This window comes from Paraburkholderia sediminicola (assembly GCF_046026855.1).
GTDB lineage: Bacteria > Pseudomonadota > Gammaproteobacteria > Burkholderiales > Burkholderiaceae > Paraburkholderia > Paraburkholderia sediminicola_A.
The window spans coordinates 113056-137383 of the sequence record NZ_JAQQET010000011.1 but is presented as its reverse complement, the minus strand read 5'-3'; the positions used below and the strand labels follow the sequence as shown (position 1 = coordinate 137383).

General features: G+C 63.9%; 24 protein-coding genes. 19 read left to right on the top strand and 5 right to left on the bottom strand.

Translation table 11 applies throughout. From position 1 onward, the window contains the following. Positions 1 to 13: 13 nt before the first annotated feature. The 14 genes from cheW to PQR40_RS14475 all read left to right on the top strand — a co-directional run bounded on the left by cheW (position 14) and on the right by PQR40_RS14475 (position 16417). Positions 14 to 550, top strand: a complete 537-nt coding sequence (gene cheW, locus PQR40_RS14540) for a chemotaxis protein CheW (protein WP_408226165.1) — start codon at positions 14 to 16, stop codon at positions 548 to 550. Positions 551 to 617: 67 nt separating this feature from the next. Then, a complete protein-coding gene (locus tag PQR40_RS14535) occupies positions 618 to 2483 on the top strand; it encodes a methyl-accepting chemotaxis protein (protein ID WP_408509251.1) in 1866 nt (621 codons plus the stop codon). A gap of 204 nt (positions 2484 to 2687) precedes the next feature. Continuing rightward, on the top strand, positions 2688 to 3683 hold the full coding sequence (locus tag PQR40_RS14530) for a CheR family methyltransferase (RefSeq protein WP_408509250.1): 996 nt from the start codon (positions 2688 to 2690) through the stop codon (positions 3681 to 3683). Further along, positions 3680 to 4447, top strand: coding sequence for a chemoreceptor glutamine deamidase CheD (gene cheD / locus PQR40_RS14525; protein ID WP_408226174.1), 768 nt, complete (start codon positions 3680 to 3682; stop codon positions 4445 to 4447). Before PQR40_RS14530 ends, cheD begins: the two co-directional genes overlap by 4 nt. Before the next feature lie 5 nt (positions 4448 to 4452). After that, positions 4453 to 5541, top strand: coding sequence for a protein-glutamate methylesterase/protein-glutamine glutaminase (gene cheB, locus PQR40_RS14520; RefSeq protein ID WP_408226177.1), 1089 nt, complete (start codon positions 4453 to 4455; stop codon positions 5539 to 5541). A gap of 167 nt (positions 5542 to 5708) precedes the next feature. Further along, positions 5709 to 6104, top strand: a complete 396-nt coding sequence (gene cheY, locus PQR40_RS14515) for a chemotaxis response regulator CheY (protein ID WP_408226180.1) — start codon at positions 5709 to 5711, stop codon at positions 6102 to 6104. A 37-nt stretch (positions 6105 to 6141) separates the two neighbouring features. Beyond that, a complete protein-coding gene (gene cheZ, locus PQR40_RS14510) occupies positions 6142 to 6816 on the top strand; it encodes a protein phosphatase CheZ (protein WP_408226498.1) in 675 nt (224 codons plus the stop codon). A gap of 271 nt (positions 6817 to 7087) precedes the next feature. Beyond that, the gene (locus PQR40_RS14505) at positions 7088 to 7633 is read left to right on the top strand and encodes a DUF2844 domain-containing protein (protein WP_408226183.1); all 546 of its coding nucleotides are present in this window, start codon (positions 7088 to 7090) and stop codon (positions 7631 to 7633) included. Positions 7634 to 7648: 15 nt separating this feature from the next. After that, a complete protein-coding gene (locus tag PQR40_RS14500) occupies positions 7649 to 8956 on the top strand; it encodes a DUF3443 domain-containing protein (protein WP_408226186.1) in 1308 nt (435 codons plus the stop codon). Positions 8957 to 9148: 192 nt separating this feature from the next. Further along, complete coding sequence (gene flhB, locus PQR40_RS14495; protein ID WP_408226189.1) at positions 9149 to 10360, top strand: flagellar biosynthesis protein FlhB; 1212 nt, start codon at positions 9149 to 9151, stop codon at positions 10358 to 10360. Beyond that, positions 10357 to 12459 carry a flagellar biosynthesis protein FlhA gene (gene flhA / locus PQR40_RS14490; RefSeq protein WP_408509249.1) on the top strand — a complete coding sequence of 701 codons (2103 nt, stop codon included), beginning with the start codon at positions 10357 to 10359 and terminating at the stop codon, positions 12457 to 12459. The genes flhB and flhA overlap by 4 nt, the downstream gene beginning before the upstream one ends. A 350-nt stretch (positions 12460 to 12809) precedes the next feature. Then, on the top strand, positions 12810 to 14792 hold the full coding sequence (gene flhF, locus PQR40_RS14485; RefSeq protein ID WP_408226195.1) for a flagellar biosynthesis GTPase FlhF: 1983 nt from the start codon (positions 12810 to 12812) through the stop codon (positions 14790 to 14792). Continuing rightward, positions 14785 to 15654: a nucleotide-binding protein gene (locus tag PQR40_RS14480; protein WP_408226198.1), complete on the top strand. Its 870-nt coding sequence runs from the start codon at positions 14785 to 14787 to the stop codon at positions 15652 to 15654. The genes flhF and PQR40_RS14480 overlap by 8 nt, the downstream gene beginning before the upstream one ends. 28 nt (positions 15655 to 15682) lie before the next feature. Then, positions 15683 to 16417, top strand: coding sequence for an RNA polymerase sigma factor FliA (locus PQR40_RS14475; RefSeq protein WP_408226201.1), 735 nt, complete (start codon positions 15683 to 15685; stop codon positions 16415 to 16417). 50 nt (positions 16418 to 16467) lie between these two features. On the opposite strand, the gene PQR40_RS14470 is transcribed toward PQR40_RS14475, so the two are convergent. The 5 genes from PQR40_RS14470 to flgA all read right to left on the bottom strand — a co-directional run bounded on the left by PQR40_RS14470 (position 16468) and on the right by flgA (position 20006). Then, positions 16468 to 16878: a type II toxin-antitoxin system HicB family antitoxin gene (locus PQR40_RS14470; protein ID WP_408226204.1), complete on the bottom strand. Its 411-nt coding sequence runs from the start codon at positions 16876 to 16878 to the stop codon at positions 16468 to 16470. Next, the gene (locus tag PQR40_RS14465; RefSeq protein WP_408226207.1) at positions 16875 to 17057 is read right to left on the bottom strand and encodes a type II toxin-antitoxin system HicA family toxin; all 183 of its coding nucleotides are present in this window, start codon (positions 17055 to 17057) and stop codon (positions 16875 to 16877) included. The genes PQR40_RS14470 and PQR40_RS14465 overlap by 4 nt, the downstream gene beginning before the upstream one ends. A 308-nt stretch (positions 17058 to 17365) precedes the next feature. Further along, positions 17366 to 17812: a flagellar protein FlgN gene (locus PQR40_RS14460; RefSeq protein WP_408334678.1), complete on the bottom strand. Its 447-nt coding sequence runs from the start codon at positions 17810 to 17812 to the stop codon at positions 17366 to 17368. A gap of 94 nt (positions 17813 to 17906) precedes the next feature. Then, the gene (gene flgM, locus PQR40_RS14455) at positions 17907 to 18260 is read right to left on the bottom strand and encodes a flagellar biosynthesis anti-sigma factor FlgM (RefSeq protein WP_408226212.1); all 354 of its coding nucleotides are present in this window, start codon (positions 18258 to 18260) and stop codon (positions 17907 to 17909) included. A 198-nt stretch (positions 18261 to 18458) separates the two neighbouring features. After that, positions 18459 to 20006, bottom strand: coding sequence for a flagellar basal body P-ring formation chaperone FlgA (gene flgA, locus PQR40_RS14450; protein ID WP_408509248.1), 1548 nt, complete (start codon positions 20004 to 20006; stop codon positions 18459 to 18461). 218 nt (positions 20007 to 20224) lie between these two features. Between flgA and flgB the strand changes: the two genes are divergently transcribed. The 5 genes from flgB to flgF all read left to right on the top strand — a co-directional run bounded on the left by flgB (position 20225) and on the right by flgF (position 24315). Next, on the top strand, positions 20225 to 20719 hold the full coding sequence (gene flgB / locus PQR40_RS14445; protein ID WP_408226218.1) for a flagellar basal body rod protein FlgB: 495 nt from the start codon (positions 20225 to 20227) through the stop codon (positions 20717 to 20719). A 95-nt stretch (positions 20720 to 20814) separates the two neighbouring features. Then, a complete protein-coding gene (flgC, locus tag PQR40_RS14440; protein ID WP_408218876.1) occupies positions 20815 to 21240 on the top strand; it encodes a flagellar basal body rod protein FlgC in 426 nt (141 codons plus the stop codon). 10 nt (positions 21241 to 21250) lie between these two features. After that, positions 21251 to 21982: a flagellar hook assembly protein FlgD gene (locus PQR40_RS14435; protein ID WP_408226221.1), complete on the top strand. Its 732-nt coding sequence runs from the start codon at positions 21251 to 21253 to the stop codon at positions 21980 to 21982. A 43-nt stretch (positions 21983 to 22025) separates the two neighbouring features. Then, positions 22026 to 23537 (top strand): flagellar hook-basal body complex protein, encoded by a 1512-nt coding sequence (locus PQR40_RS14430; protein ID WP_408509247.1) that lies wholly within the window; start codon positions 22026 to 22028, stop codon positions 23535 to 23537. Between the two features lie 19 nt (positions 23538 to 23556). Next, on the top strand, positions 23557 to 24315 hold the full coding sequence (gene flgF, locus PQR40_RS14425; RefSeq protein ID WP_408226227.1) for a flagellar basal-body rod protein FlgF: 759 nt from the start codon (positions 23557 to 23559) through the stop codon (positions 24313 to 24315). The last annotated feature ends 13 nt before the right edge of the window (positions 24316 to 24328 follow it).

Genomic DNA, 24328 nt, shown 5'->3' with positions numbered 1-24328 from the left:
TTTGGGGGCTAACGTGGCAGAAGTCCAATCCATCAATTCGAGCGTTTCGAACGCAAGCGGTACGAATGGCCGCCGCGACGCGCAGCAGGCAGACGCCGGCGGTCAGGAATTCCTCGTTTTCACGCTCGGCGCCGAAGAGTACGGCATCGACATTCTCAAGGTGCAGGAAATTCGCGGCTACGACAACGTGACGCGTATCGCGAATGCGCCTGAGTTCATCAAAGGCGTGATCAATCTGCGCGGCATCATCGTGCCGATCGTGGACATGCGCATCAAGTTCCACCTGGGCCGCGTCGAATACGACCACCAGACCGTAGTCATCATCCTGAACGTCGCGCATCGCGTGGTCGGGATGGTGGTGGACGGTGTGTCGGATGTGCTGACGCTCGCCGCCGACCAGATCATGCCGGCGCCGGAATTCGGCGCGACGCTGACGACCGAGTACCTCACGGGTCTGGGCACCGTCGACGGCCGCATGCTGATCCTGATGGACATCGAGAAGCTGATGACCAGCCGCGAAATGGCGCTGATCGAAACGCTTAGCACCTAAGCGTCAACGCGCGTCGATACGTGTCGATACGCGCCGTACGAAAGATAGATCGAACAGGGAGCACGAGATGGTGAGCAGGTGGTCGATTCGCACATCGTTGACGATGGTGGGGATCATTCTGGTGGCGCTGACCGTTGTGGTCGGCGCGCTTGGTCTAACCGCACTGAACGGTGCGAGCCAGTCGCTCGACCGTATTACGCGCGGCGATCTGGTGGCCATTCACGCGCTCGACGATGCGTCGTCGTACCTGTTGCGTTCGCGTCTCGCGGTGGACCGCTTCAACACGCTGTCGGCCGCAGGCAATGCGGATGAAGCGAAGAAAGCGATCGATCGCGCGCAGGAGCTGCTGACCAAGGGCAATCAGAACTGGCAGATTTATCTCGATGCGCCGAAGAACGGCATCGATCAGGCGCTTCTCGACGACGTGGTCGCCAAGCGTACGGCGGTGATGCATGAAGGCGTCGATCCGGAGTTCGCAGCGCTCAACGCGAACGACATGGCCGCTTATCACGCGATTGCCGATACGAAGATCAGCCCGATGTTCATCGCCTACGACGGCGCCGCATCGGCGGTCATCAAGGCATTGCAGCAAGGCGCCGTGGATCAGCAGGCGAGCGCGCAATCGAACATTTCGCTGATGACCACGCTGATCATCGGCGTCACCGCAATCGCGCTACTGCTGGTGGTAGGCATTCGCTTCGCGCTGCGCGGCCTGATCGTGCAGCCGCTGAACGATGCAACGGCATGCTTCGAACGGATCGCTTCGGGTGATCTGTCCGAAACAATCGAAGTATTCAGCCGCAACGAAATCGGCCGCCTCTTCGCCGGCATCAAGCGGATGCAGGACAGCTTGGCGACGATGGTGAGGGCAGTTCACAGCAGCACCGAATCGATCGACACCGGCGCGCGCGAAATCGCCATGGGCAACACCGATCTGTCGCAACGCACCGAACAGCAGGCTGCATCGCTGCAGGAAACCGCGTCGAGCATGGAGCAACTGACCGGCACCGTGCGGCAGAACGCCGAGAACGCGCGTCAGGCGAGCCAACTGGCTGTCAACGCGTCCGATATCGCGACGCGCGGTGGTGATGTGGTGAGCCAGGTCGTTACGACGATGCAGGGTATTGCGACCAGTTCGAACAAGGTCGTCGACATCATCGGCGTGATCGAAGGCATTGCATTCCAGACCAACATTCTTGCACTGAACGCGGCGGTCGAAGCCGCGCGGGCAGGCGAACAGGGCCGCGGTTTCGCGGTGGTCGCAGGCGAAGTGCGCAGCCTCGCGCAGCGCAGCGCGAGCGCCGCGAAGGAAATCAAGGAACTGATCGGCGACTCGGTCGACAAGGTGCAAAGCGGCTCGGCACTGGTCGGCCGCGCGGGCAGCACGATGGAAGAGATCGTGCAGGCGGTGCGCCGCGTGACCGACATCATGGGCGAAATCAGCGCGGCTTCCGAAGCGCAATCGGGCGGCATCGAACAGGTGAATCGCGCGGTCGTGCAGATGGACGAAGTGACGCAGCAGAACGCCGCGCTGGTCGAACAGGCGGCAGCAGCGGCTGCGTCGCTCGAAGAGCAGACGCGTCAGTTGCAGGCGGTGGTGAACGGCTGGAAGGTGGCCGGAGGTCAGACGCGTAGCACGGCGGCTGCAGCCCTTCCGCACACTGCGGCACGCCCGAACGGCAGCAAGAGTGGCAGCCCGCACGTGCAGCCCGCCAAAGCGGCGCCGCAAACACGCGCACACACGGCAACGCACCCCGCAGCAAACACAGCAACACGTGCAGCGTCGGCTTCGGTCACTCATGGTGTTGACGCCGCGCGTGTCGAACCGGCTCTCAAACCGAAAACGGCCCGCGCCGCTTCCGAATTCGCAGCACGTCCGGCCGCAGCAGGCGCGGCGACGGCAGGGTCGGACGCGGACTGGGAAACGTTCTAGAAAGCGGCACAACGACATGCGGTCATTCGACATCTCGCTCCTTGAGGGGCGAATCATCGAAGCACGCTTACAAAGCGTGTCGCGGGCCGACCGTGTGTTAGCAGAACTCGTGGGCAGGCGCGACCCCGCGAACATAATCCCTTTCGTCCAAAGCATTCCTTTGGGCGAAAAGCCGGATGGCTCGTATTGCAGGCAGGGACTTTCATGATGGCAACGCGCGCACAGCAACGTCCGCAACCGGCACCTCCGCAAGCGGCACCTCCGCAACCGGCACGTCCCGAGCGGATGGAGCCGGCCAGATCCGGCGAGCAAGGACGGGATTTCGAATTCACGTCGGCGGATTTCGCTCGCATTCGCGATCTGATTCATCGCGGTGCAGGCATTTCGCTGTCGGATCACAAGCGCGACATGGCGTACAGCCGTCTGGCGCGCCGGCTGCGCGCCCGTGGCCTCGAGACCTTCAAACAGTACCTTGATCTGCTCGAAGCGGAGAACGATCCGGCCGAGTGGGAAGCGTTCACCAATGCGCTGACCACCAACCTGACCGCGTTTTTCCGCGAAGCCCATCACTTCCCGATTCTTGCCGATTTCGTTCCGCGCCGTGCGCAGCCGGTGTCGGTGTGGTGCTCGGCGGCTTCGACCGGTGAGGAGCCGTATTCGATCGCGATGACGCTGATCGAAGCGCTCGGCGACAGCGGCGCGCGTCAGGCCACCGTGCTCGCCACCGACATCGACACGCAGGTGTTGGCGAAAGCCGAAGCCGGCATGTATCAGTTCGATCAGGTGAAGCATCTGTCGCCTGAGCGGCTCAAGCGCTTCTTCCTGAAAGGCACCGGCGCGCACGCCGGGTTGGTCAAGGTGCGCCCGGAAGTGCGCGCGATGGTGCGCTTCGAACAACTGAATCTGACCGACCGCGATTACCAGTTGCGCTCGCAGTTCGACGCGATCTTCTGCCGCAACGTGATGATCTATTTCGACAAGCCGACGCAGGCGCAGGTGCTCGCGCGCTTCGAGCCGCTGATGAAATCGGGTGGCTTGCTGTTTGCCGGGCACTCGGAAAACTTCACGTATGTGACGCAGGCGTTCAAGCTGCGCAGCCAGACTGTCTACGAACTGACGCGCGACACGGGCGCTGCGCGCACGCCGGCGCGTGCCACGAGCCATGCCGGCAGCGCAACGACTAGCGGGGTGACAGTATGAGCAGCGCCTTGCCGATTGCCACCAATCTGTACTTCGACAACCACTTCAAACGCCCAGGCGTGAAGCTGTTGCCGAACGAGTTTTACACGACCGACCAAGACATGGTGCTGGTCACCGTACTCGGTTCGTGCGTCGCGGCCTGCCTCCAGGATCGTACGGCGGGCATCGGCGGCATGAACCATTTCATGCTGCCCGACGACGGCGCGGACGCCGGCCAGCCCGCGTCGGATTCAATGCGCTACGGGGCGTACGCGATGGAAGTGCTGATCAACGAGCTGATCAAGGCGGGCGGGCGGCGCGAGCGTTTCGAAGCCAAGGTGTTCGGCGGCGGTGCGGTGCTGGCCGGTATGACGACGATGAACATCGGCGACCGCAATTCCGAATTCGTGCGCCGGTATCTCGCGCTCGAAAAGATCCGCATCGTCGCGGAAGATTTGCAGGGCTCGCATCCGCGCAAGGTCGCGTTCATGCCGCGCACCGGTCAGGTGATGGTGAAGAAATTGCGCCTGCAGCAGGAAGCGGGCGTGGCCGAGCGCGAGCAGGCGCTCATGCGGCAGAGCGCGGAGGCGCGCGCCGAGCGGCTTGCTGCCGCGCGCAAGCGGGTCGAGTTGTTTTCGACGCCGGCAGCCGCACGGCCGAAGATCGAACTGTTCGGCGCGAATGCAGGCGGCGCGGCCGGCACAGCGAAGCCGCGCATCGAACTGTTCGGTGCAAGTTCGCGCCCGATTAATTCAAACAACGCCAGAACTACAGAGGAGGCGTGAGCGCTGTGCAAAAAATCAAAGTACTGTGCGTCGACGATTCGGCGCTGATCCGCAGCCTGATGACGGAAATCATCAACGGCCAGCCGGACATGACCGTCGTGGCGACCGCGCCCGACCCACTCGTCGCGCGTGAACTCATCAAGCAGCACAACCCGGACGTGCTGACGCTCGACGTCGAAATGCCGCGCATGGACGGCCTCGACTTCCTCGAGAAGCTGATGCGTCTGCGGCCGATGCCGGTCGTGATGGTGTCGTCGCTAACCGAGCGCGGCAATGAAATCACGCTGCGCGCGCTTGAACTGGGCGCAGTCGACTTCGTCACCAAGCCGAAGGTCGGCATTCGCGACGGCATGCTGGACTACTCAGAAAAGCTCGCCGACAAGATTCGCGCCGCCGCCCGCGCCCGCGTGCGCCAGACAGCACCGGTACATCACGCGGCGACGCACGCCGCGCATGCGCCTGCCGCTGCCACGCCGCTCTTCAACAACCCGCTGCTCAGTACCGAGAAGCTGATCATCGTCGGCGCATCGACGGGTGGCACCGAAGCGATCCGCGAAGTGCTGGTGCCGCTGCCGCCGGATGCACCCGCCGTGCTGATCGCGCAGCATATGCCGCCGGGTTTCACAAAATCTTTTGCGCAACGCCTTAATGGTTTGTGCCGGATTACCGTTAAAGAGGCAGAGCACGGTGAACGCGTGCTGCCGGGACATGCGTATATCGCGCCCGGCCACGCTCACCTGTTGCTGGCCCGCAGCGGCGCGAACTATATCGCGCATCTGTCGGACGAGCCGCCGGTGAATCGGCACCGTCCGTCGGTGGATGTGCTGTTCCGTTCGGCCGCGCAGCATGCGGGCAAGAACGCGGTCGGCGTGATCCTGACCGGGATGGGGCGCGACGGCGCCGCCGGGCTGCTGGACATGAAAAAAGCGGGGGCGTACACCCTCGCGCAGGACGAAGCGAGCTGTATCGTGTTCGGCATGCCGCGCGAAGCGATTGCGCTTGGCGCGGCGGACGAAATTGCCTCGCTGCCGGAAATGAGCCGCCGTGTGATGGCGCGTCTGTCGTCGATGGGTGAACGCGTACAGCGGGTATGACGCGTGCGCCTGACGGCGAGCGCCAGGCATGGGACCGGGGTAAGCAACTCCGGTCGACAGCCTTGCATGGGACCGGAGTAGCGCGCTAAAGCGCGAACTCCGGTCGACACGGATCGGAATGAACTGGCGGTCATGCGCCGCATCATGGATCAAGCAAAGGGAATGAAATGGATAAGGGAATGAAGATTCTGATAGTTGACGACTTTCCGACGATGCGCCGGATTGTTCGCAACCTGCTCAAAGAGCTTGGCTACTCCAACGTCGACGAGGCGGAAGACGGTCAGGCCGGCCTCTCGCGTTTGCGCGGCGGTACGTATGACTTCGTGATCTCCGACTGGAACATGCCGAATCTCGACGGTCTGGCCATGCTCAAGGAAATCCGCGCCGACGCCCACCTGACACATCTGCCGGTGCTGATGGTGACGGCCGAGTCGAAGAAGGAAAACATCATCGCGGCAGCTCAGGCCGGCGCGAGCGGTTATGTCGTCAAGCCATTCACGGCCGCGACGCTCGACGAGAAGCTCAACAAGATTATCGAGAAGATGGCTAAAGCCGGGAGCTGATGTGAATCTGCCGACCAACGCGCAAGGCGCAGACGCGATGAGCGAGACCGGCGACTTCGCGTCCGACCGTATCCTCGCCCGCATCGGACAACTGACGCGCACGCTGCGCGACTCGATGCGTGAGCTTGGGCTCGACAAACATGTCGAGCGCGCGGCGGAAGCCGTACCCGATGCTCGGGACCGTTTGAAGTACATCGCGACCATGACCGAGCAGGCAGCCGAGCGCGTGCTGTCCTCGATCGACGTCGCCAAGCCGATCCAGACGCAATTGCAGCAGGACGCGGGCGAGCTCGACGCGCGCTGGGAGCAGTGGTATGCGGCTCCGATCGAGCGCGAAGAAGTGCGCTCGTTGATGAATGACACGCGGAGCTTTTTGCGCGGCGTGCCCGAGGCGACGGGCGCGACCAACGCGCAACTGATGGAGATCATGCTGGCGCAGGACTTCCAGGATCTGACCGGCCAGGTCATCAAGAAGATTACGGACGTCGTGTACCTGATCGAGCAGCAGCTGCTCGGCGTGCTGGTCGAGAACATCGCGCTCGAGCGGCGCGAACAGTTCGCGGCGCATGCGGCGGCGCTGGCGGCCGAGCCCTCGTCCACCGGCAGCCCCGAACATCTGCTGAATGGTCCGCAGATCAATCCGGAAGGCAAGGCGGATGTGATGCAGGATCAGTCGCAGGTCGACGATCTGCTGGCGAGCCTCGGCTTCTGACCCGCCGGCCGCCCGCAAGGGCGCGAGGCCGGACCGGTATGTGCCGCAAGCCACGCTGCCGCGTGCGCTTGCTGCCCGCCGACACAAACCACAGGCATACTACGGGCTCAAGCAGCGGCACGGTGTGCCGGTGAGAAACATTCACCGGTCGGTGGCACGGTAAGGTATCCCCTCCTGAGTGCGACCGCAGCGGTGTCGTATGATCTGCATACATGCGGCCGGTTCGCACGAGGTGCGAGCCGAGCAGCAGCAGCTCGGGAGGAGCATTGTCATGTGGAGTCGTGTACGCCGCGCCGGTTTCGTTATGGCGCTTGCATTACCCTGTTCGCTGTCAGCCGTGCAGTCCGCTTATGCGGGACTGGGCGGCGCCCCGATGACACCCCCTGCGGATGCATCGGTTTCTTCCCGCACCGTGCAGCCCGGCACCAGCTCGGCAACGGCCGCTCAAAGCGTGATGCATTCTGCATCGAGCGCTGCCTCTTCCACCTCGGCTTCCGCGTCCTATACCGTGCGTGAAACCACGCTCGGCAACGGCACGGTGGTGCATGAGTACCTCGCCGCGGATGGTTCGGTCTTCGGCATCGCCTGGCGTGGTCCGCAAATGCCGGATCTCAACGATCTGCTTGGCAGCTATTTCCCGCAGTACGTCGCCGGCGTAAAAGCCGCGCGCGCGGCGCGCGGAGGCGGTCACGGTCCCGTTGCGGTCGACCAGAGCAGCCTCGTGGTCCGCTCCGGCGGCCATATGGGCGCGTTCAACGGTCAGGCCTGGTTGCCTCCGGCGTTGCCCGCCGGCGTCAGCGGTTCCGACATCCAGTAAGGGCGAGGACGAACGATGCGAACCATGCAAAGTGCTGTGAAGCTCAGGGGCTGGATGCAGGCCGTCGTGGCCGTGGCGTTGGTGTCGGTAGTGGCCGCCTGCGGCGGCGGTGGCGGCAGCTCCAGTTCCAGTAACAATTCGTCGACCACGCTGAACGGCGGCTCGCTGCCGGCCAGCCCGACCCAGCAACCGATCGCCACGGCGGCGAATGCCGTGGCGATTACGGTCGGGCAGGGTGTGAACGGCGTCATCAATATTCCGACGGTTAGCGTGACTGTCTGCCCGCCCGGTTCGCCTCCCACTTCCTCCAGTTGTCAGATCATCAACAACATCCAGGTCGATACCGGTTCGTTCGGGCTGCGTGTGGTCAGCTCGGTGCTGAATGCATCGTTGCTGCAAGCGTTGCCGGTCAGCACTGTCGGCACGAACAACGCGCAACTCGCCGAGTGCGCGACCTTTGCGGATGGCTACACGTGGGGCACAGTGCGTACCGCGACCGTGGCGATCGGCAGCGAAACGACGACAGCGGGCATCCCGGTGCAGATCATTGGCGACATGGCTTCAAGCACCGTGCCGTCGAAGGGCTGCAGCGGCTCGGCGGAAAATACCGTCAGCGACCTCGGCGCCAACGGCATTCTCGGCATTGGCACGGCGCTTATGGATTGCGGCGCAACCTGCGCGAATCCGACAACCGCCGCCACCTACAGTAATTATTTCGCGTGTCCGGGCGGCGCCTCCTGCGCCCGTACCGCGGTGCCGCTCGCCCAGCAGGTCGCCAATCCGGTCGCCAACTTCGCGTCCGACAATAACGGTGTAATCGTGCAGATGCCGCCTGTGCCGAATACCGGCGCGCCATCGGCCACCGGCACGCTGGTGTTCGGTATCGGCACGCAGTCGAACAATAGGCTGGCGGCCACGCAGACCTTCACTACCGATGGCTATGGCGACCTGAACAACAGCGTCTATAACGGCACGACGGTGCAGGCGTTCTTCGATTCGGGTTCGAACGGCTACTTCTTCGCCGATAGCTCGCTCGCGCTGTGCAGCAGTAACTACGCCGGGTTCTATTGCCCGTCGACCGCGCAAACCCGGTCGATTACCCTGGCCGGCGCGAGTAGTGCGACAGCCAGCGTCAGCATCGGCATCCTGAGCGCGGCCACGCTGTTCAGCACTAGCAGCAACTACGCGTTCAACGATCTGGCCGGGCAGATCGGCGGCAGCAGCAGCTTCGATCTCGGTTTGCCGTTCTTTTATGGCCGTCACATGTACTACGGTTTCGATTTGACGGCGAGCGGCGGTCAGGCGCCTTACGTCGCCTTCTAAGGCGGTCCATCGCCCGGGCGGTCAATCGCCCGAATCCCACCGGCAAGCCGCGCCACGCGGCTTGCCGGTTGCTCGATCCCTCGAAATACCCCCCTTTCTCCGCCCTTATCCGCCGATCGTCGCTTGCGTCGACCGGGAATAATCGCTCTCACTGGAAAGAGGCGCCGTGCCTCAGCCGACTGGAGAGCGTTTGTGGCAGAGGATAGCGACCTCGAAAAAACCGAATCAGCCACTCCCCGGCGCCTGCAAAAGGCGCGCGAGGAAGGGCAGATCGTGCGTTCGCGGGAGCTGTCGACGTTTGCGCTGCTGGCAGCGGGATTCTTCGGCGTATGGGGCATGTCCAGCAGCATTGGCGAGCATTTGCAGGGCATGCTGCGCTCGGCCTTCACGTTCGACCATGCCACCGCGTTCGAAACCCGCCGCATGATGATCGGGGCGGGCGCCGCGAGCCGCGAAGGCCTGTATGCGCTACTGCCGGTTCTGGCCTTCACCGGCGCCGCCGCCCTGCTCGCGCCGATGGCGCTGGGCGGCTGGCAGTTGTCGTCGAAAGGACTCGAGCCCAAGTTCAACCGGCTCAATCCGATCGAAGGACTCGGCAAGATCTTCTCGATCAACGGACCGGTCCAGCTCGGCATGTCGCTGGCGAAGACGCTCGTGGTAGGCATCATCGGCGGCACGGCGATCTGGAATCGCCGTGAGGAAATTCTCGCGCTGGCGACCCAGCCGATCCAGCTCGCGCTCGCCAACACCGTGCATCTGATCGCGGTGTGCTGCGGCATGACAGTGGCGGGCATGTTCGTCGTGGCCGCGCTCGATGTGCCTTATCAACTCTGGCAGTTCCACAAGAAACTGCGCATGACGAAGGAAGAAGTGAAGCGCGAACATCGCGAAAGCGAAGGCGATCCGCACGTCAAAGGCCGGATTCGCCAGCAACAGCGCGCCATTGCCCGCCGTCGCATGATGACGCACGTGCCGAAGGCCGATGTGGTGGTGACCAACCCGACGCACTTCGCGGTCGCGCTGCAGTACACCGACGGCGAGATGCGTGCGCCGAAGGTGGTCGCCAAGGGCGTGAACCTGGTAGCCGCGCGGATTCGCGAGATCGCCGCCGAAAACAACGTGCCGCTGCTGGAAGCGCCGCCGCTCGCGCGTGCGCTGTATCACAACGTCGAACTGAACCGCGAGATTCCGGGGCCGCTCTATGGCGCGGTCGCAGAAGTGCTCGCGTGGGTGTATCAGTTGCGGCGTTTCAACACCGAAGGCGGCGTTGCGCCGGTCGCACCGACCGACTTCGATGTGCCGGCGGACCTCGACAAGGGCGGCATATCGGACGATGAGGCCGAGCAGGAAGCCGCCGACACGCTTAACCCCGCTAACGACGACGCTTCAGGAGCCTCCGCATGAACGCTCGCGCCGGATTCCTGTCCCGACGGCCGGATGCCTTGAGCGGCACCAATTTGCGCGCCCTCGCCGGGCCGGTGCTGATCTGCATGATCCTCGGCATGATGATTTTGCCGTTGCCGCCGTTTTTGCTGGATCTGCTGTTCACTTTCAACATCGCGCTTTCCGTGATGGTGCTGCTCGTCAGCATGTACACGATGAAGCCGCTCGACTTCGCCGCTTTCCCAAGCGTGCTGCTGTTCTCGACCTTGCTGCGCCTGTCGCTGAACGTGGCGTCCACGCGGGTTGTGCTGCTCGAAGGCCATACCGGCCCGGACGCGGCGGGCCAGGTGATCGAGTCGTTCGGCCACTTCCTCGTGGGCGGCAACTTCGCGGTCGGTATCGTCGTCTTTATCATCTTGATGGTCATCAACTTCATGGTGATCACCAAGGGCGCGGGGCGGATCGCGGAAGTGTCCGCGCGCTTCACGCTCGATGCGATGCCCGGCAAGCAGATGGCGATCGACGCCGACCTGAACGCCGGCCTCATCAACGAAGAACAGGCCCGCAAGCGTCGCCTCGAGGTTTCCCAGGAAGCCGAGTTCTACGGTTCGATGGACGGCGCGAGCAAGTTCGTGCGCGGCGATGCGATCGCCGGTTTGCTGATCATGGTGATCAACATCATCGGCGGGCTGATCGTCGGGATGGTTCAGCACAACATGGACTTCGCGTCCGCGGGCAAGAACTACACGCTGCTGACCATTGGTGACGGCCTCGTCGCACAGATCCCGTCGCTCGTGATTTCGACGGCGGCCGGTGTGATCGTCTCGCGCGTCGCGACCAACGAAGACATCGGCACCCAGCTGACCGGCCAGCTCTTCACGAATCCGCGCGTGCTGGTGATCACGGGCTGCATTCTGGTGTTGATGGGCCTGATTCCGGGCATGCCGCATTTCGCGTTTCTGATTCTCGGCGGCGGTCTGATCCAGCTCGGCCGCACGATGAAAAAGCGCAGCGAGGCACACAAGAACAGCGCGACGCTCGTCGACGTCGCACCGGCCGCAATGGCCCCGGCGGAAAACACCGAAGCGAGCTGGGACGACGTGACGATGATCGATACGCTCGGTCTCGAAGTGGGCTACCGCCTGATTCCGCTCGTCGACAAGAACTCGGACGGCGAACTGCTCAAGCGGATCAAGAGCATCCGCAAGAAGTTCGCGCAGGAAATCGGCTTCCTGCCGCCGGTGATTCACATCCGCGATAACCTCGAATTGCGGCCGAACGGCTACCGGATTGCGCTTAAGGGCGTCGAAGTGGGCGTCGGCGAAGCGTATCCGGGGCAGTGGCTGGCGATCAATCCGGGGCAGGTATCCGCCGCGCTGCCGGGCACGCCAACGCAAGACCCTGCGTTCGGTTTGCCGGCGATCTGGATCGATACGAATCTGCGCGAACAGGCGCAGGTGTATGGCTATACGGTGGTCGACTCGAGCACGGTGGTGGCCACCCACCTGAATCACCTGGTGGTCACGCATGCGTCCGAACTGCTCGGCCGCCGCGAAGTGCAGGCGCTGCTGGAGCGGATGCAGAAGGACACGCCGTCGCTGGTCGACGATCTGGTGCCGAAGTCGCTGCCGCTCACCACGCTGCAAAAGGTGCTGCAAAACCTGCTGGAAGAAGGCGTGCCGATCCGCGACATGCGCACGATTCTCGAAGCCCTGTCCGAACACACGCCGAAGATCACCGACGCGCACGATCTCACCGCCGCCGTGCGCCTCTCGCTGGGCCGCGCGATTACGCAGCAGTGGTTCCCCGGCGTGGGCGACATGCAGGTGATGGGCCTCGATTCGAATCTGGAGCGGGTGTTGTCGCAGGCGCTTTCTACCGGCTCGAATCCTGGCCTCGAACCGGGTCTCGCGCACACGCTGCTGAACGAAACGCAGAAGGCGATGACGCGCCAGCAGAATCTGGGGCTGTCGCCGGTGCTGCTGGTGCAGCACGCGCTGCGGCCGATGCTCGCGCGTTTCCTGCGCCGCAGCCTGCCGCAACTGAAGGTGCTGTCTTATGCGGAAGTGCCGGATACACGCAATATCAAGGTAGTGAATCTGATCGGCGCGCACGGTTAAATCCGGCCGGGCTGGACCCGACAGTCAGTCGCAACTGTTCCAGACCGATGATTTCCGCCGGCGCTCCCTGAGCGCCGGTTTTCATTTCGGCGTCTAACTTTTCGTGCGGCAAGCGGGCGGCGAAGGTCATGCTTCGCCCGCGGAAGCGCCGCCGGACGCGCACGGCGAGCCTGTTTAAAACTGCCATGCGCGTGACTTGCGGCGCGTTTCCATCGCCCGAATTACCCACCTTTAACGGTCTTTATCCATCGATCGTCACTCGACGGGTTTCGCAATAATGATCTCAATGGGAAGCGGTATGTTGCCGGTCCGTTAGTCAGTCAGTCCGTCTACCTCATCGGGGGTCCAGCTTGAACATTCGTAAATTTGTCGGCGCTACCAGTCGCGATGCTCTGCGTCTCGTGCGCGAAGCCTTGGGCCCGGATGCCGTCGTTTTGTCCAACCGCACGATGGACGACGGCCGCGTCGAGATCGTCGCAATGGCCAATAGCGACCTCGCCGCCATCACGCCGAAGGCGCCGCGCGGCAGCGCAGGCGCACCGCTGGCCGCGCCGATGAATGCGATGGCAGGACAACAGCCCGCGCCCGCCGCACAGCGCGCCAATCCGGTGATGCAAGCGAACCCGTATGCGAGCGGCATGCCCGATGTGTTCTCGTCGGTGTTCGGTGCAAGCCCGGAAGCGGGCGCCGAGAACATGACGTCGACCGCCGCTGGCGCTGCTTCAAACCCGGCTGCGAATTTCGTCGCAAGCGATGCGCCGCTTGCCGCCGCGAAGCCCGCCATTCCCGCCGCGCCGAAAGGCGCGCTGCCGAACGCTCCCAAAGCAGCGGTGGCACCCGCTGCAGCGCCGCTGTCGCAACCGATCAGCATCGAGCAACCCAGCGCCCGCGCTGCGGCGACGCGCCTCGCCGAAGACATCCGCGCCGACATGCTCAGAGCCGCCGGCGTGCCGGCAGCACCGGCGGCTGATGTGCCGCGCACGATGGCTGAATCGAATCCCTGGTTGATCGATCACGCCCGGCGCATCGCAGCCGAACAGCCGCAGCAAGGCGTGTACAGCGCGCGCGCCGCTGCGATGACGCCGGCTGCCGCGATGGCCAAAGGCCTTGGCGCCGCAGTCGGCCCCGCCGCAGCGCAACGCGCCACCCAACCGGCCTCGCGCGCCTCGCAACAGGCCGCGGGCCAACCGGTCATGCAGCAAGCCGCCGATAAGCCCGAGTGGGCCCGTGAAGCTGCCCAAATCGCCGCGCGCCGTGCCGCGCAGAAAGTTGCGCAATCGCTGCCCGCCGGCGACGACGCCCGCGTGCCCAATTCAATCGCCGAAGCGATCAAGGCGCGCATGGAGCAGGTCGTCAACGACACCGTGATGAGCGAGCTGTCGTCGATGCGCGGGATGATGGAAGAACACTTCGCCGGCCTGATGTGGGGCGATCGCCAGCGTCGCACCCCGGCGCGCGCCGCGCTTACCAAGCACCTGTTCGCCGCCGGTTTCTCCGCGCAGCTCGTGCAGATGATGGTCGACAACCTGCCCGACGACGTCGAAAACTTGGACGGCGGCATGGAGTGGGTGCGTTCAGTGCTCGAATCGAACCTGCCGGTGATGGAAGACGAGGACGCACTGATGGAGCGCGGCGGCGTGTTCGCACTGATGGGCCCAACGGGCGTCGGCAAGACCACGACCACCGCTAAGCTCGCCGCGCGCTGCGTGATGCGTTTCGGCGCCAGCAAGGTGGCGCTCCTCACCACCGACAGTTACCGGATCGGCGGTCACGAACAACTGCGCATCTTCGGCAAGATTCTCGGCGTGTCGGTTCATGCTGTGAAAGACGGCGCCGATCTGCAACTCGCGCTCTCCGAGCTGCGTAATAAACACATCGTGCTGATCGACACGATCGGCATGAGCCAGCGTGACCGTCTGGTCTCCGACCAGATCGCGATGCTGTGCCGCGCCGGTCAGCCGGTGCAGCGTCTCTTGCTGCTCAACGCGACGAGCCACGGCGACACCTTGAACGAAGTCGTGCAGGCCTATCAGCGTGCGCCTGACCAACAGCCGCTCGCCGGCTGCATCCTGACCAAGCTCGACGAAGCCACCAATCTGGGCGGCGTGCTCGATACGGTGATCCGTTACAAGCTGCCGGTGCACTACGTGTCGACCGGTCAGAAAGTGCCGGAGAACCTGTACGTCGCGACGAAGAAATTCCTGATCAAGAGTGCGTTCTGCATTCCGCGCGACAACTCCCCGTTCGTGCCGCACGACGACGACATTCCGGCGTTGCTGTCCGCGCTGTCCGCGCGTTCGACGGCCGAACTGCACGAGGTCCGCTTTGGATAAGTTCATGTCCGATCAGGCAGAAGGACTGCGACGGCTGCTGGCGAGAAGCGGTTCGCGCGTGCTTGCGGTGACGGGCGGCTCGGCCGGCGTTGGCTGCACGACGACGGTGGTGAACCTCGCCGCGGCGCTCGCGCAGCAGGGCAAAGACGTGCTGGTGATCGACGAGTGTCCCGGCGAGAAATCGGTGAGCGCGATGCTTGGCGGCATGCGCAGCGCGGGCAATTTTGCGGCGGTGATGCGCGGCCAGATGACGCTCGACGAGGCCGCCACGCGGCACCCGCTCGGTTTCTCCGTGCTGACTGCCTCGCGCAATAACCGCGAAGGCCACGCGGTCGCGCAGTTCGGCGTGGTGTTGCGCGGTTCCGCCGACATCGTGCTGATCGATGCGCAACTCGACCAGCACGGCCACCTTTCGCCCCTCGCGATGCAGGCGCACGACGTGATGATCGTCACGCGGGTGGCCGCGCAAGCGATCACCGACGCGTACGCGTGCATGAAGCGCTTGCACTACGCACACGCCACCGGGCAGTTTCGCGTGCTGGTGAACCATGTACAGAGCGTGGACGACGCGCATACCGCCTTTGTCAACCTGGCCGGCGTGGCCGGACGCTACCTGACGGTGGCGCTGGAAGACGCCGGTTGTATTGCCGCCGATGCGCGGATGGCGCGAGCCCTGGAGTTGTCGCGGTGTGTCGTCGATGCTTTCCCATCGACACCTGCTGCGCGCGACTTCCGGCACCTTGCCGCCGAATTGCAGTACTGGCCGATGCGGCCAGCGATGTCGTCGCAAACGCCCTGGATGGCGCCTGCGACAGTTACAGCGGCGCAACACGCCGACCAACCGTCCGCGCAGCACGCCTGAGTGGCGGCACAAGGACAAGGGGAGCACGATGTACAACGCTCAGGGAAAGATTTCCCAAGCCGAAGTTCTGACGAAGTACGCACCGCTGGTGCGTCGCCTCGGCTTGCAGCTCGTAGCCAAGATGCCGGCGAGTGTCGATCTTGACGACCTGATTCAGGCCGGCATGATCGGACTGCTGGACGCGGCGAGCCGCTACAAGGAAGACCAGGGCGCGCAGTTCGAGACCTATGCCAGCCAGCGGATTCGCGGCGCCATGCTTGACGAGTTGCGCAGCAACGACTGGTTGCCACGCAGCTTGCGGCGCACTTCGCGCGAAGTCGAATCTGCCGTGCACAAGGTTGAACAGAATCTGGGCCGCTCAGCGAGCGAAACGGAGATCGCCGAGCATCTGCAAATGCCGCTCGACGAGTATCAGTCGATGCTCCAGGACCTGCACGGCAGCCAGCTGATCTATTACGAAGACTTCGACCGTTCCGCGGACGACGAACCGTTTCTCGACCGTTACTGCGTCGATCATTCCGATCCGCTGTCGGCGCTGCTGGACGACAGCTTGCGCTCGGCGCTGATCGAGGCGATCGACCGCCTGCCGGAGCGCGAGAGGCTGCTGATGTCGCTGTACTACGAACGCGGCATGAACCTGCGCGAAATCGGCGCCGTGATGGAAGTCAGTGAATCGCGGGTGTGCCAGTTGCACAGCCAGGCCGTGGCGCGCCTGCGCACGCGCCTGCGCGAAATGGCCTGGGCGAACGCCGAGGCGACGTGAGTTTGACGGATTGATGTTTGACCGGCGGTGCGCAAAACGTCCGCCTTCTCTTACGCGTCCGCCATCTCATGCTCCGCGGCCAGCGCGAGAAACGCCGAGCGCGACATGCCGCGCGCCTGGGCATAAGCGTCGATATCGTGAACCAGCGCCTCGGGCAGCGAGATATTGATACGCACCGCTTTTTTCAGCGCCGGAATATTCCGCGTGGTGACAAAACCCCAAGTAAAACCCGCGTAGTCCGGATTGCGCCGATGTTCAGCCAGCGTCAGCCGGTCGGGAATCGGCAATCCTTCGTCGAGCAGCGTGTCCAGATGCGCCTCAATCGCATCTTTCGCGTTCGCGTAGGCTTCCTCCAGCGAATCCCCCGCCGAATGACAACCCGGAATATCGGGAACGATCACGCCGAACGCATGGTGCGTGTCACCAGACTCGATCGCGATCGGGAAAATCAGGTTCTTCATTTCAGGCCTGCCTGTTTCAAGATGCTGTTCAGTGTGCCGGGCGGAAGATCTTTTTTCGGATGCGGGATGGTCACGAGACCGGTTTTTACCGCGTGCCGGAAATGATGGTGACTGCCCGATATTCGGATCAGCTGCCAGCCATCTGCTTGAATCACTTTGACGACTTCGGCACTGTTCATATTGCACTCCTCGAATCATACACACGATTACACAACCTCGCTAGTGGGTAACGCTCCGCCTGGCTCGTCTGACGCAGCGTCGAAACGCTGCTCATGACGGCGGAGAACCGCAGTGGGGGAACCCGTGATTTCAACGTGATGGAGGATTCCGCGCTACCTGGCCGGATGGCCAGCGCGCGTTGGAGGAGGGCTTAAGCGCCCTGTGCGGAAGGGGAAAAACAAAAGGGCTCGTCGACGACGAGCCCTTTCTGTTCAAAACAATCTATTCAATGCGTCAGCGCGTGAAACGCACTACGCGAGCCGAGTCTTCAAGCTGCCGGATGTGCCGGAATCCGCCCATCCGGTCCGTAGAAACCGGTCTTCTGCGGCACGGCCACCTGCAACGCCGTCAGCGCGCGCTGGTTGTAGTCCATTCGCACGCGGATCAGTTCACCGTTGCTCGTATTGAAGTGCCGCGCCCGGTCGGCTGCTTTTTGCAGCAGCGCCCATTGCTCGGCGACCCGCGTATCCGCGCTGGCCGCGAGTTCCATGCCGGGCCAGCCGGGCGGCAAGCCCATTTCGGCGAGCAGCGTATCGCGGGTGGTCTCCAGCGTGGCGAGCACACCGATCAGTTCGGTTTTCTTCTCGACGATCGGCGGCAGCAGTTCCAGCGGCGACAAGGCGGTCAGTGCCTTGGTCTCGAGCGCCAGAATCGAGGCGAACGCCTCGACGGCCGAATATTCTTCGATGAGGGTGGCAAGCAGGGCGTCTTTCATCTCAACAACTCGCTGAACACGACGGCTCGCGCATGATTCGCGAGCCGGGTTTGTCGAATGCCGCCCGGCAATTCACCGTACTTCGATGCGTCGATTAGTTGCCGGTCGACGAGGTTTTGCTTTGCAACAGTTCGCGCGCGGTATTCAGCACACCGTCGGCGATCTTGCTCGAATCCATCTGCAGCGAGCCGTTCTTGATGGCCGCTTTGATCGACTCGACGTGCGCCGTGTCGATATCGGCCGAACCGGACGCCGCGAGACTGCGCAGATGCTGCGACAGACCCGACAGGCTGACGCTGGCGTCGCCCGAACCGGTGGTGGTGGTCGGCGAGCTCGTGCCCGCATTCTGCGCGTTGCTGTTCGCAGTCGCCGCGTCGCTTTGCTGCGAGCGGGACAAGGCGTCTTTCAACGTCGGCAGATTCGAATTGGTTGTGGAATCGACTTTCACGATTGGCTTCCTGAACGATTTGATCCTGATAACGGCAGCTGGTGATCAAAACTTTAGCGCAATCGCTCCAGGTTTTGCCTTGTCTTTCAACACGATCCGGCCCCACGACGGGCTCGAAATCCACAGCACGGGCCGCTCCAGCCGTTGCGGCTGATTCCGCACCGGGGCGCCGGCTGCCAGACTGGTTGTCGCGCTGTGTCACAGTTGAATCTCCACCGTCGAACCATCCTTGACGATGCCGGAGATGATCTGGCCGTTAGCGGTCTTGACCCGCACCTGCTGCCCCGGCGACGCATTGTTCATCGCGCTGCCTTCGGCCGAAATCGCGAAACCTGCGCCTGCCGCGACGACCCGCACCGTTTGTCCAATCGACACCGCCGACGCGCTTTTCAGCATGTCGCGGCGCAGCGGCATGCCGCCGGCGACGCGCACGAGCGACACCGAGCCGACGGCCTGCGACGGATCCGTGACGATTGCCTGCGGCAAACCGGTCAGGTCGCCGTCGCGCGCGACGAGGTCGGCGGCCGTGAGCACTTCGCCCGGCGCCATCGCGCGGGCGGCCAGATAGTAGGTGGCGCGCAGTGAAATGCGCGCTTGCAGATAGATCGTCCACGGCCGTTCGCCGGCGCAGCGCACGCCGACGGTCATGCGGCCCCACAGGCGCGCGCCGCTGGGCATGAAGGGTTCAAGCGTCGTGCAGACCGCGAGGCCGCGCGGAAACGCCGGCGCAACGGTGATTTCGACCTTGCCGGGCAAGCCCGCCGCTTGCTGTTGCAGGAAGGCGAGGGCGGCACTGCGGATCGCTTCGGCGTCTTGCTGGCCAGCCGGCGGGGCGGGTTGCGCCACCGCTGCGGGGCGCAGATTCTGTTGCGCGACTGCTGGCGCCACCTGGCGGATCGACGGCGTGCGGGCGATCGTGGCGGGCGGCGTCGGCATCGGCGCGGGTGTCGGCGCAGGCTTTGGTGCGACTGCGGTGGTCACGACGGGTTTGCCGTTCGCGCCGAACTGAGGCGGCTCGCCACGCGACGCAAGATTGTCGAAGCCACCGGCCGTGGGTGTAGTGCCGATTGCGCTTTCGACACCGTTGCTGGGCGGATTGGCGGCCACCGGTTGCACGCCGGCACCTTGCCGCCCGGTGTTCAACGCTGGCGTCACCACGACCGGCACGACCTGACGCGAGCCTGGCACGACATTGACGCGTGTAATAACCCCGGCCGCGGGGTCGGCAGCAGCCACATTGGCGTTCCCCGGCGCGGGAATCGTCACGACCCCGTTCGCGTCGGGCCTGAAACTGGTGCGGATCATCTGCGGCGCGGCAGGCGGCTCGTCCGCGCCCGGAATGACGATCGAACCGCTTGCATTGGCGGCACGCGTGAATTGATCGGCGTCACGTGCCCCCGGCCCTGGCGTCAGCGACTGCGCGGTGGCGGCGGCAAGTGTCGCAGCGGACCCCGCGCGTTTCGCGGGCGTTGCCTGCATCTGCGCGGCGAGATCAGCGAGGGACGCCGGATTCTTTTCGCCCGGGCCCGGAATCACGATGGGGCCACTGGCGTCTTGAGCCTGTTGAGCCTGCGTAGTGGCCGGCAGCAGCACGATGCCGCCGGCAACCCATACCGCCAGGTTCACAACGAGGCGAGTCAGAAGACGGCATGACCCGCGCGAGGCGCGCCGGACCACGCCCACACCCACGCGATGCGCCGCCGCGCGGTTTGCGCGGTGCGTCAGGTCGAAGGTGGGCTGGTCCATCGGGTTTCTCCATCGAATGCATCGGTACGCCTTGCATTCTAGTGAGCGCCCCCATTGGGCAAACGTTGAATAGAAGCCCCCTTTCCCGGTTATTCGTCCGATTGCTACTTGCGTTCGGCCCATAAGATGCACTTCATGCAAAAAGGTCTTCCCGGCCGACGCAGGTCTTATGCGAGGCAAGCACGGGAAAACCTCGGGAACGTTCTCCGGAGATTTCTATGCTGGACAAACTCGATGCCGAATTCGCCTTTGGCCGCCAGGCGCTCGATGTGCGCGCTTACCGGCAGGAACTGCTGTCGTCGAATATCGCCAACGCCGATACCCCCGGGTACAAGGCACGCGATGTCGACTTCGCTTCGTCGCTGGCCGGCGCGCTGAAAAAGACTGGCGGCGGGTCGGGCACGGGCGCCTCGAACAATTCGACGCTCGCCATGACGCAACCCGCCGGGGTGACGAGCGGCATGTCGATGGTGTCGACCGCGCCGGGCCACATGTCCGGCAACGCGACGCTGACGCCGACCGGTGGCACCCCTGACGACTACGGCAATCTGCAATACCGCATTCCGACGCAACCCGCGCTCGACGGCAACACGGTCGATATCGATACCGAGCGGGTGCAGTTCGCGGACAACACGTTGCACTTTGAATCGGGCATGACGGTGCTGTCGAGCCAGATCAAAACGATGCTCGCGGCGATCACGTCGGGCTCGTAAATAACCGGCGCCGCAAAAAGGCACAGCAGTACGCAGAAACAATCGCTACGGGAATTAACTTGAAGCCGGGTCGAACCGGTCGGAGGTCAGGAAACATGCCATCCCTGATGAATATTTTTGGTGTTGCAGGCTCCGCGATGTCAGCGCAGTCGCAGCGGCTCAACGTGACGGCGTCGAATCTCGCCAACGCGGACAGCACGACCGGGCCGGACGGCCAGCCGTACAAGGCCAAGCAGGTCGTGTTCGCGGTCAGCCCGATCGGCGGTGCGCGCTCGGGCTCAGGCCAGCAGATCGGCGGCGTGCAGGTCACGGGCGTGGTCGACGACCCGACGCCGATGAAGACCGCCTACGACCCCGGCAACCCGGCGGCCAATTCGGACGGCTACGTCACGCTGCCCAACGTCGACCCGGTGCAGGAAATGGTCAACATGATCTCGGCCTCGCGCTCGTACCAGGCCAACGTCGAGACCCTGAATACCGCTAAGACACTGATGCTGAAAACGCTCACGATCGGAACCTGAGGAGAGCTCCTTGACCACCAACACCACCATCGGCAGCAGCGGCACGAACGTGTCGCAAACGCTGCTCGATACGATGAACGGCACGAGCAGTGCCTCGAGCGCGAGCAGTTCCACCAGCTCGACCGGCAGCACCTCGGGCACGTCGGCGACCGATCTGCAGAACACCTTTCTGCAACTGCTCGTCGCGCAGTTGAAGAACCAGGATCCGACCAACCCGATGGACAGCTCGCAGATGACGTCGCAGCTGGCGCAGATCAACACGGTGTCGGGCATCAGCCAGCTGAACACGACGTTGAGCTCGCTCGCCACGCAGATGTCGGCGGGCCAGCAGTCGCAAGCCGCGCTGCTGATCGGCTCGACCGTGCTCGCGCCGGGCAGCTCGGTGACGGTCGCGAGCGGCAAGGCCAGTTCGTTCGGCGTGCAGCTTGCCAACTCGGTGGGCGATCTGCAGGTGGTCGTGAAGAACTCGGCGGGCACGATCGTCAACACGATCGACCTCGGCAAGCAGTCGGCCGGCACGATTCCGGTGGGCTGGACGCCGACCGACACGGCCGGCAACACGCTGCCCGACGGCACCTACACGATCAGCGCGGTCGGCACGATCAACGGTCAGCAGGCTACAGCGACCACGCTCGCGGGCGCGACGGTGCAAAGCGTCGTCATGCAGAGCAACGGTACGCCGGGCCTCGTGCTGTCGAACGGTTCGACGGTGGGGTTGACCAGCGTCGCCGCCATCCTCTGATTCAGATTCAGTCAGTTACGACTTTCCAGATACGGAGACCGTCATGGGTTACCAACAAGGTTTGAGTGGTTTGTCAGCGTCGTCGAGCGACCTCGACGTGATCGGCAACAACATCGCCAACGCGAATACCGTTGGCTTCAAGAGCGGCGCGGCACAATTCGCCGACATGTACGCCAATTCGGTGGCGACCGCGGTGGGCAATCAGGTCGGCATCGGCACGAAGCTCTCCGAAGTGCAGCAGCAGTTTTCGCAAGGCACGATCACCAGCACCAATCAGGCGCTCGACGTCGCGATCAACGGCAACGGCTTCTTCCAGATGTCGAACAACGGCTCGCTGGTCTACTCGCGCAACGGCGTGTTCCAGCTCGACAAGAACGGCAACATCACCAACGCGCAAGGCCTGCAACTGATGGGCTACGCCGCGAATGGCGCGGGTGTCATCAACACCGCGCAGACCGTGCCGCTCAGCGTGCCGACCGCAAACATCGCGCCGCAAGCGACCACCAAGATCGTCGCCGGCCTGAACCTGAACGCGCAGGACCCACTGATGCTCGGCACGCCGACCGTGACGCCGACCCTCGCCACGGGCAGCACGCTCACCACCGCCGGCGCGACGATCACGAACACCGCTTCGGGCACGAACAACGACAGCTACACCGTCAACTTCACGAGCCCGACGACCTACACGGTCACCGACACCACGCTCGGCACGACAAGCGCGGCTGCTACGTACACGGCCGGCACGGCGATCCAGCTCGGCAACGGCCAGACCATCTCGTTCAGTGGCACGCCGGCCAACGGCGACAGCGTCGCAATCGCGCCGACCCCGGTCGCGTTCAACCAGAACACCTCGTCGACGTACAACTACTCGACCAGCACGACGGTCTACGATTCGCTAGGCGGCTCGCAGACGGTCAACATGTACTTTGCCAAGACGTCGGCCGGTACGTGGAATGTGTACGCGGGTACGTCGACCGGCACGGCGAGCCTCGTCGGTCAGGCGAACTTCAATTCGTCGGGCACGCTGCTCGGCACGACCAACGCGGACGGCACCGCGACCACCACCCCGTTCGTGTTCAACTTCGGCATTCCGACCACGGATGGCTCGTCGACGCCGCAGAGCCTGACGCTGAACATCGCCGGCACGACGCAGTACGGCGGCAAGGACGGCGTGAATTCGCTGCAGCCCGACGGCTACGCAGCCGGCACGCTGACGAGCTTTACGATCGGCGCCGACGGTACGCTGACCGGCAACTACTCGAACCAGCAAACCGCGGCGCTCGGCCAGATCGTGCTCGCGAACTTCTCGAACCAGAACGGTCTCGTGAACCTCGGCAACAACGAGTTCCAGCAGACCGCCCAATCGGGCGTCGCGCAGATTGCGGTACCGGGCGCGACCAACCACGGCGTGCTGCAAGGCGGCGCGGTGGAAAACTCGAACGTCGATCTGACGAGCGAACTGGTGAATCTGATCACCGCGCAACGCAACTATCAGGCGAACGCGCAGACGATCAAGACGCAGCAGACCGTCGACCAGACCCTGATCAACCTGTAAGCGACCGGGACTTCCCATCATGGATCGGCTGATCTACACCGCGATGTCGGGCAGCACGCAAGCGCTCGAACAGCAGGCTATCGTTGCCAACAATCTGGCGAATGCGTCGACCACTGGCTTTCGCGCGCAGCTGGCGACGTTCCGCGCCGTGCCGATGGCGTTCGGCGACGGCAGCTCGATCGACGACAACACCACGCGAACCTTCGTGCTGTCGTCGACGCCGGGCGCCGACTATACGCCGGGGCCGATCCAGCAGACGGGCAATCCGCTCGACGTGGCGATTCAGGGTCCGGGCTGGCTGTCGGTGCAAACCGCCGACGGCAACGAGGCTTATACGCGAGCCGGCAATCTGCACGTCGACGAGAACGGTCAACTGGTGAACGCCACCAATCAGGTGGTGCTCGGCAACGGCGGCCCGGTATCGGTGCCGCCGGGTGCGGAAATCACAATCGGCAAGGACGGCACGGTGTCTGCGCTGACGCCAGGCGATCCGCCGACCGCAGTGGTGACCGTTGATCAGCTGAAGCTGGTGAATCCGGATCCGCAAACCATGACGCGCGGCGACGATGGCCTCTTTCGGACCGCCGACGGCAACGACGCCGACGCTGATCCCACCGTCACGCTGGCGCCGGCTTCGCTCGAAGGCAGCAACGTGAATCCGGTCAGCGCGATGGTCGCGATGATCACCAACGCGCGCCAGTTCCAGATGCAGACCAAGCTGCTGGAAAACGCCGACAAGAACGACCAGTCTGCCAACCAGCTGCTCAGTTTTAGCTAACGGGATGCTTAGG

Excerpts from the sequence above, each read along its gene's own strand:
- PQR40_RS14535 (WP_408509251.1), top strand. The coding sequence starts at position 618 with ATGGTGAGCAGGTGGTCGATTCGCACATCGTTGACGATGGTGGGGATC.
- PQR40_RS14530 (WP_408509250.1), top strand. The coding sequence starts at position 2,688 with ATGATGGCAACGCGCGCACAGCAACGTCCGCAACCGGCACCTCCGCAA.
- cheD (WP_408226174.1), top strand. The coding sequence starts at position 3,680 with ATGAGCAGCGCCTTGCCGATTGCCACCAATCTGTACTTCGACAACCAC.
- cheY (WP_408226180.1), top strand. The coding sequence starts at position 5,709 with ATGGATAAGGGAATGAAGATTCTGATAGTTGACGACTTTCCGACGATG.
- cheZ (WP_408226498.1), top strand. The coding sequence starts at position 6,142 with ATGAGCGAGACCGGCGACTTCGCGTCCGACCGTATCCTCGCCCGCATC.
- PQR40_RS14505 (WP_408226183.1), top strand. The coding sequence starts at position 7,088 with ATGTGGAGTCGTGTACGCCGCGCCGGTTTCGTTATGGCGCTTGCATTA.
- PQR40_RS14500 (WP_408226186.1), top strand. The coding sequence starts at position 7,649 with ATGCGAACCATGCAAAGTGCTGTGAAGCTCAGGGGCTGGATGCAGGCC.
- flhA (WP_408509249.1), top strand. The coding sequence starts at position 10,357 with ATGAACGCTCGCGCCGGATTCCTGTCCCGACGGCCGGATGCCTTGAGC.
- PQR40_RS14475 (WP_408226201.1), top strand. The coding sequence starts at position 15,683 with ATGTACAACGCTCAGGGAAAGATTTCCCAAGCCGAAGTTCTGACGAAG.
- PQR40_RS14470 (WP_408226204.1), bottom strand. The coding sequence starts at position 16,878 with ATGAAGAACCTGATTTTCCCGATCGCGATCGAGTCTGGTGACACGCAC.
- PQR40_RS14465 (WP_408226207.1), bottom strand. The coding sequence starts at position 17,057 with ATGAACAGTGCCGAAGTCGTCAAAGTGATTCAAGCAGATGGCTGGCAG.
- PQR40_RS14460 (WP_408334678.1), bottom strand. The coding sequence starts at position 17,812 with ATGAAAGACGCCCTGCTTGCCACCCTCATCGAAGAATATTCGGCCGTC.
- flgA (WP_408509248.1), bottom strand. The coding sequence starts at position 20,006 with ATGGACCAGCCCACCTTCGACCTGACGCACCGCGCAAACCGCGCGGCG.
- flgB (WP_408226218.1), top strand. The coding sequence starts at position 20,225 with ATGCTGGACAAACTCGATGCCGAATTCGCCTTTGGCCGCCAGGCGCTC.
- flgC (WP_408218876.1), top strand. The coding sequence starts at position 20,815 with ATGCCATCCCTGATGAATATTTTTGGTGTTGCAGGCTCCGCGATGTCA.
- PQR40_RS14430 (WP_408509247.1), top strand. The coding sequence starts at position 22,026 with ATGGGTTACCAACAAGGTTTGAGTGGTTTGTCAGCGTCGTCGAGCGAC.
- flgF (WP_408226227.1), top strand. The coding sequence starts at position 23,557 with ATGGATCGGCTGATCTACACCGCGATGTCGGGCAGCACGCAAGCGCTC.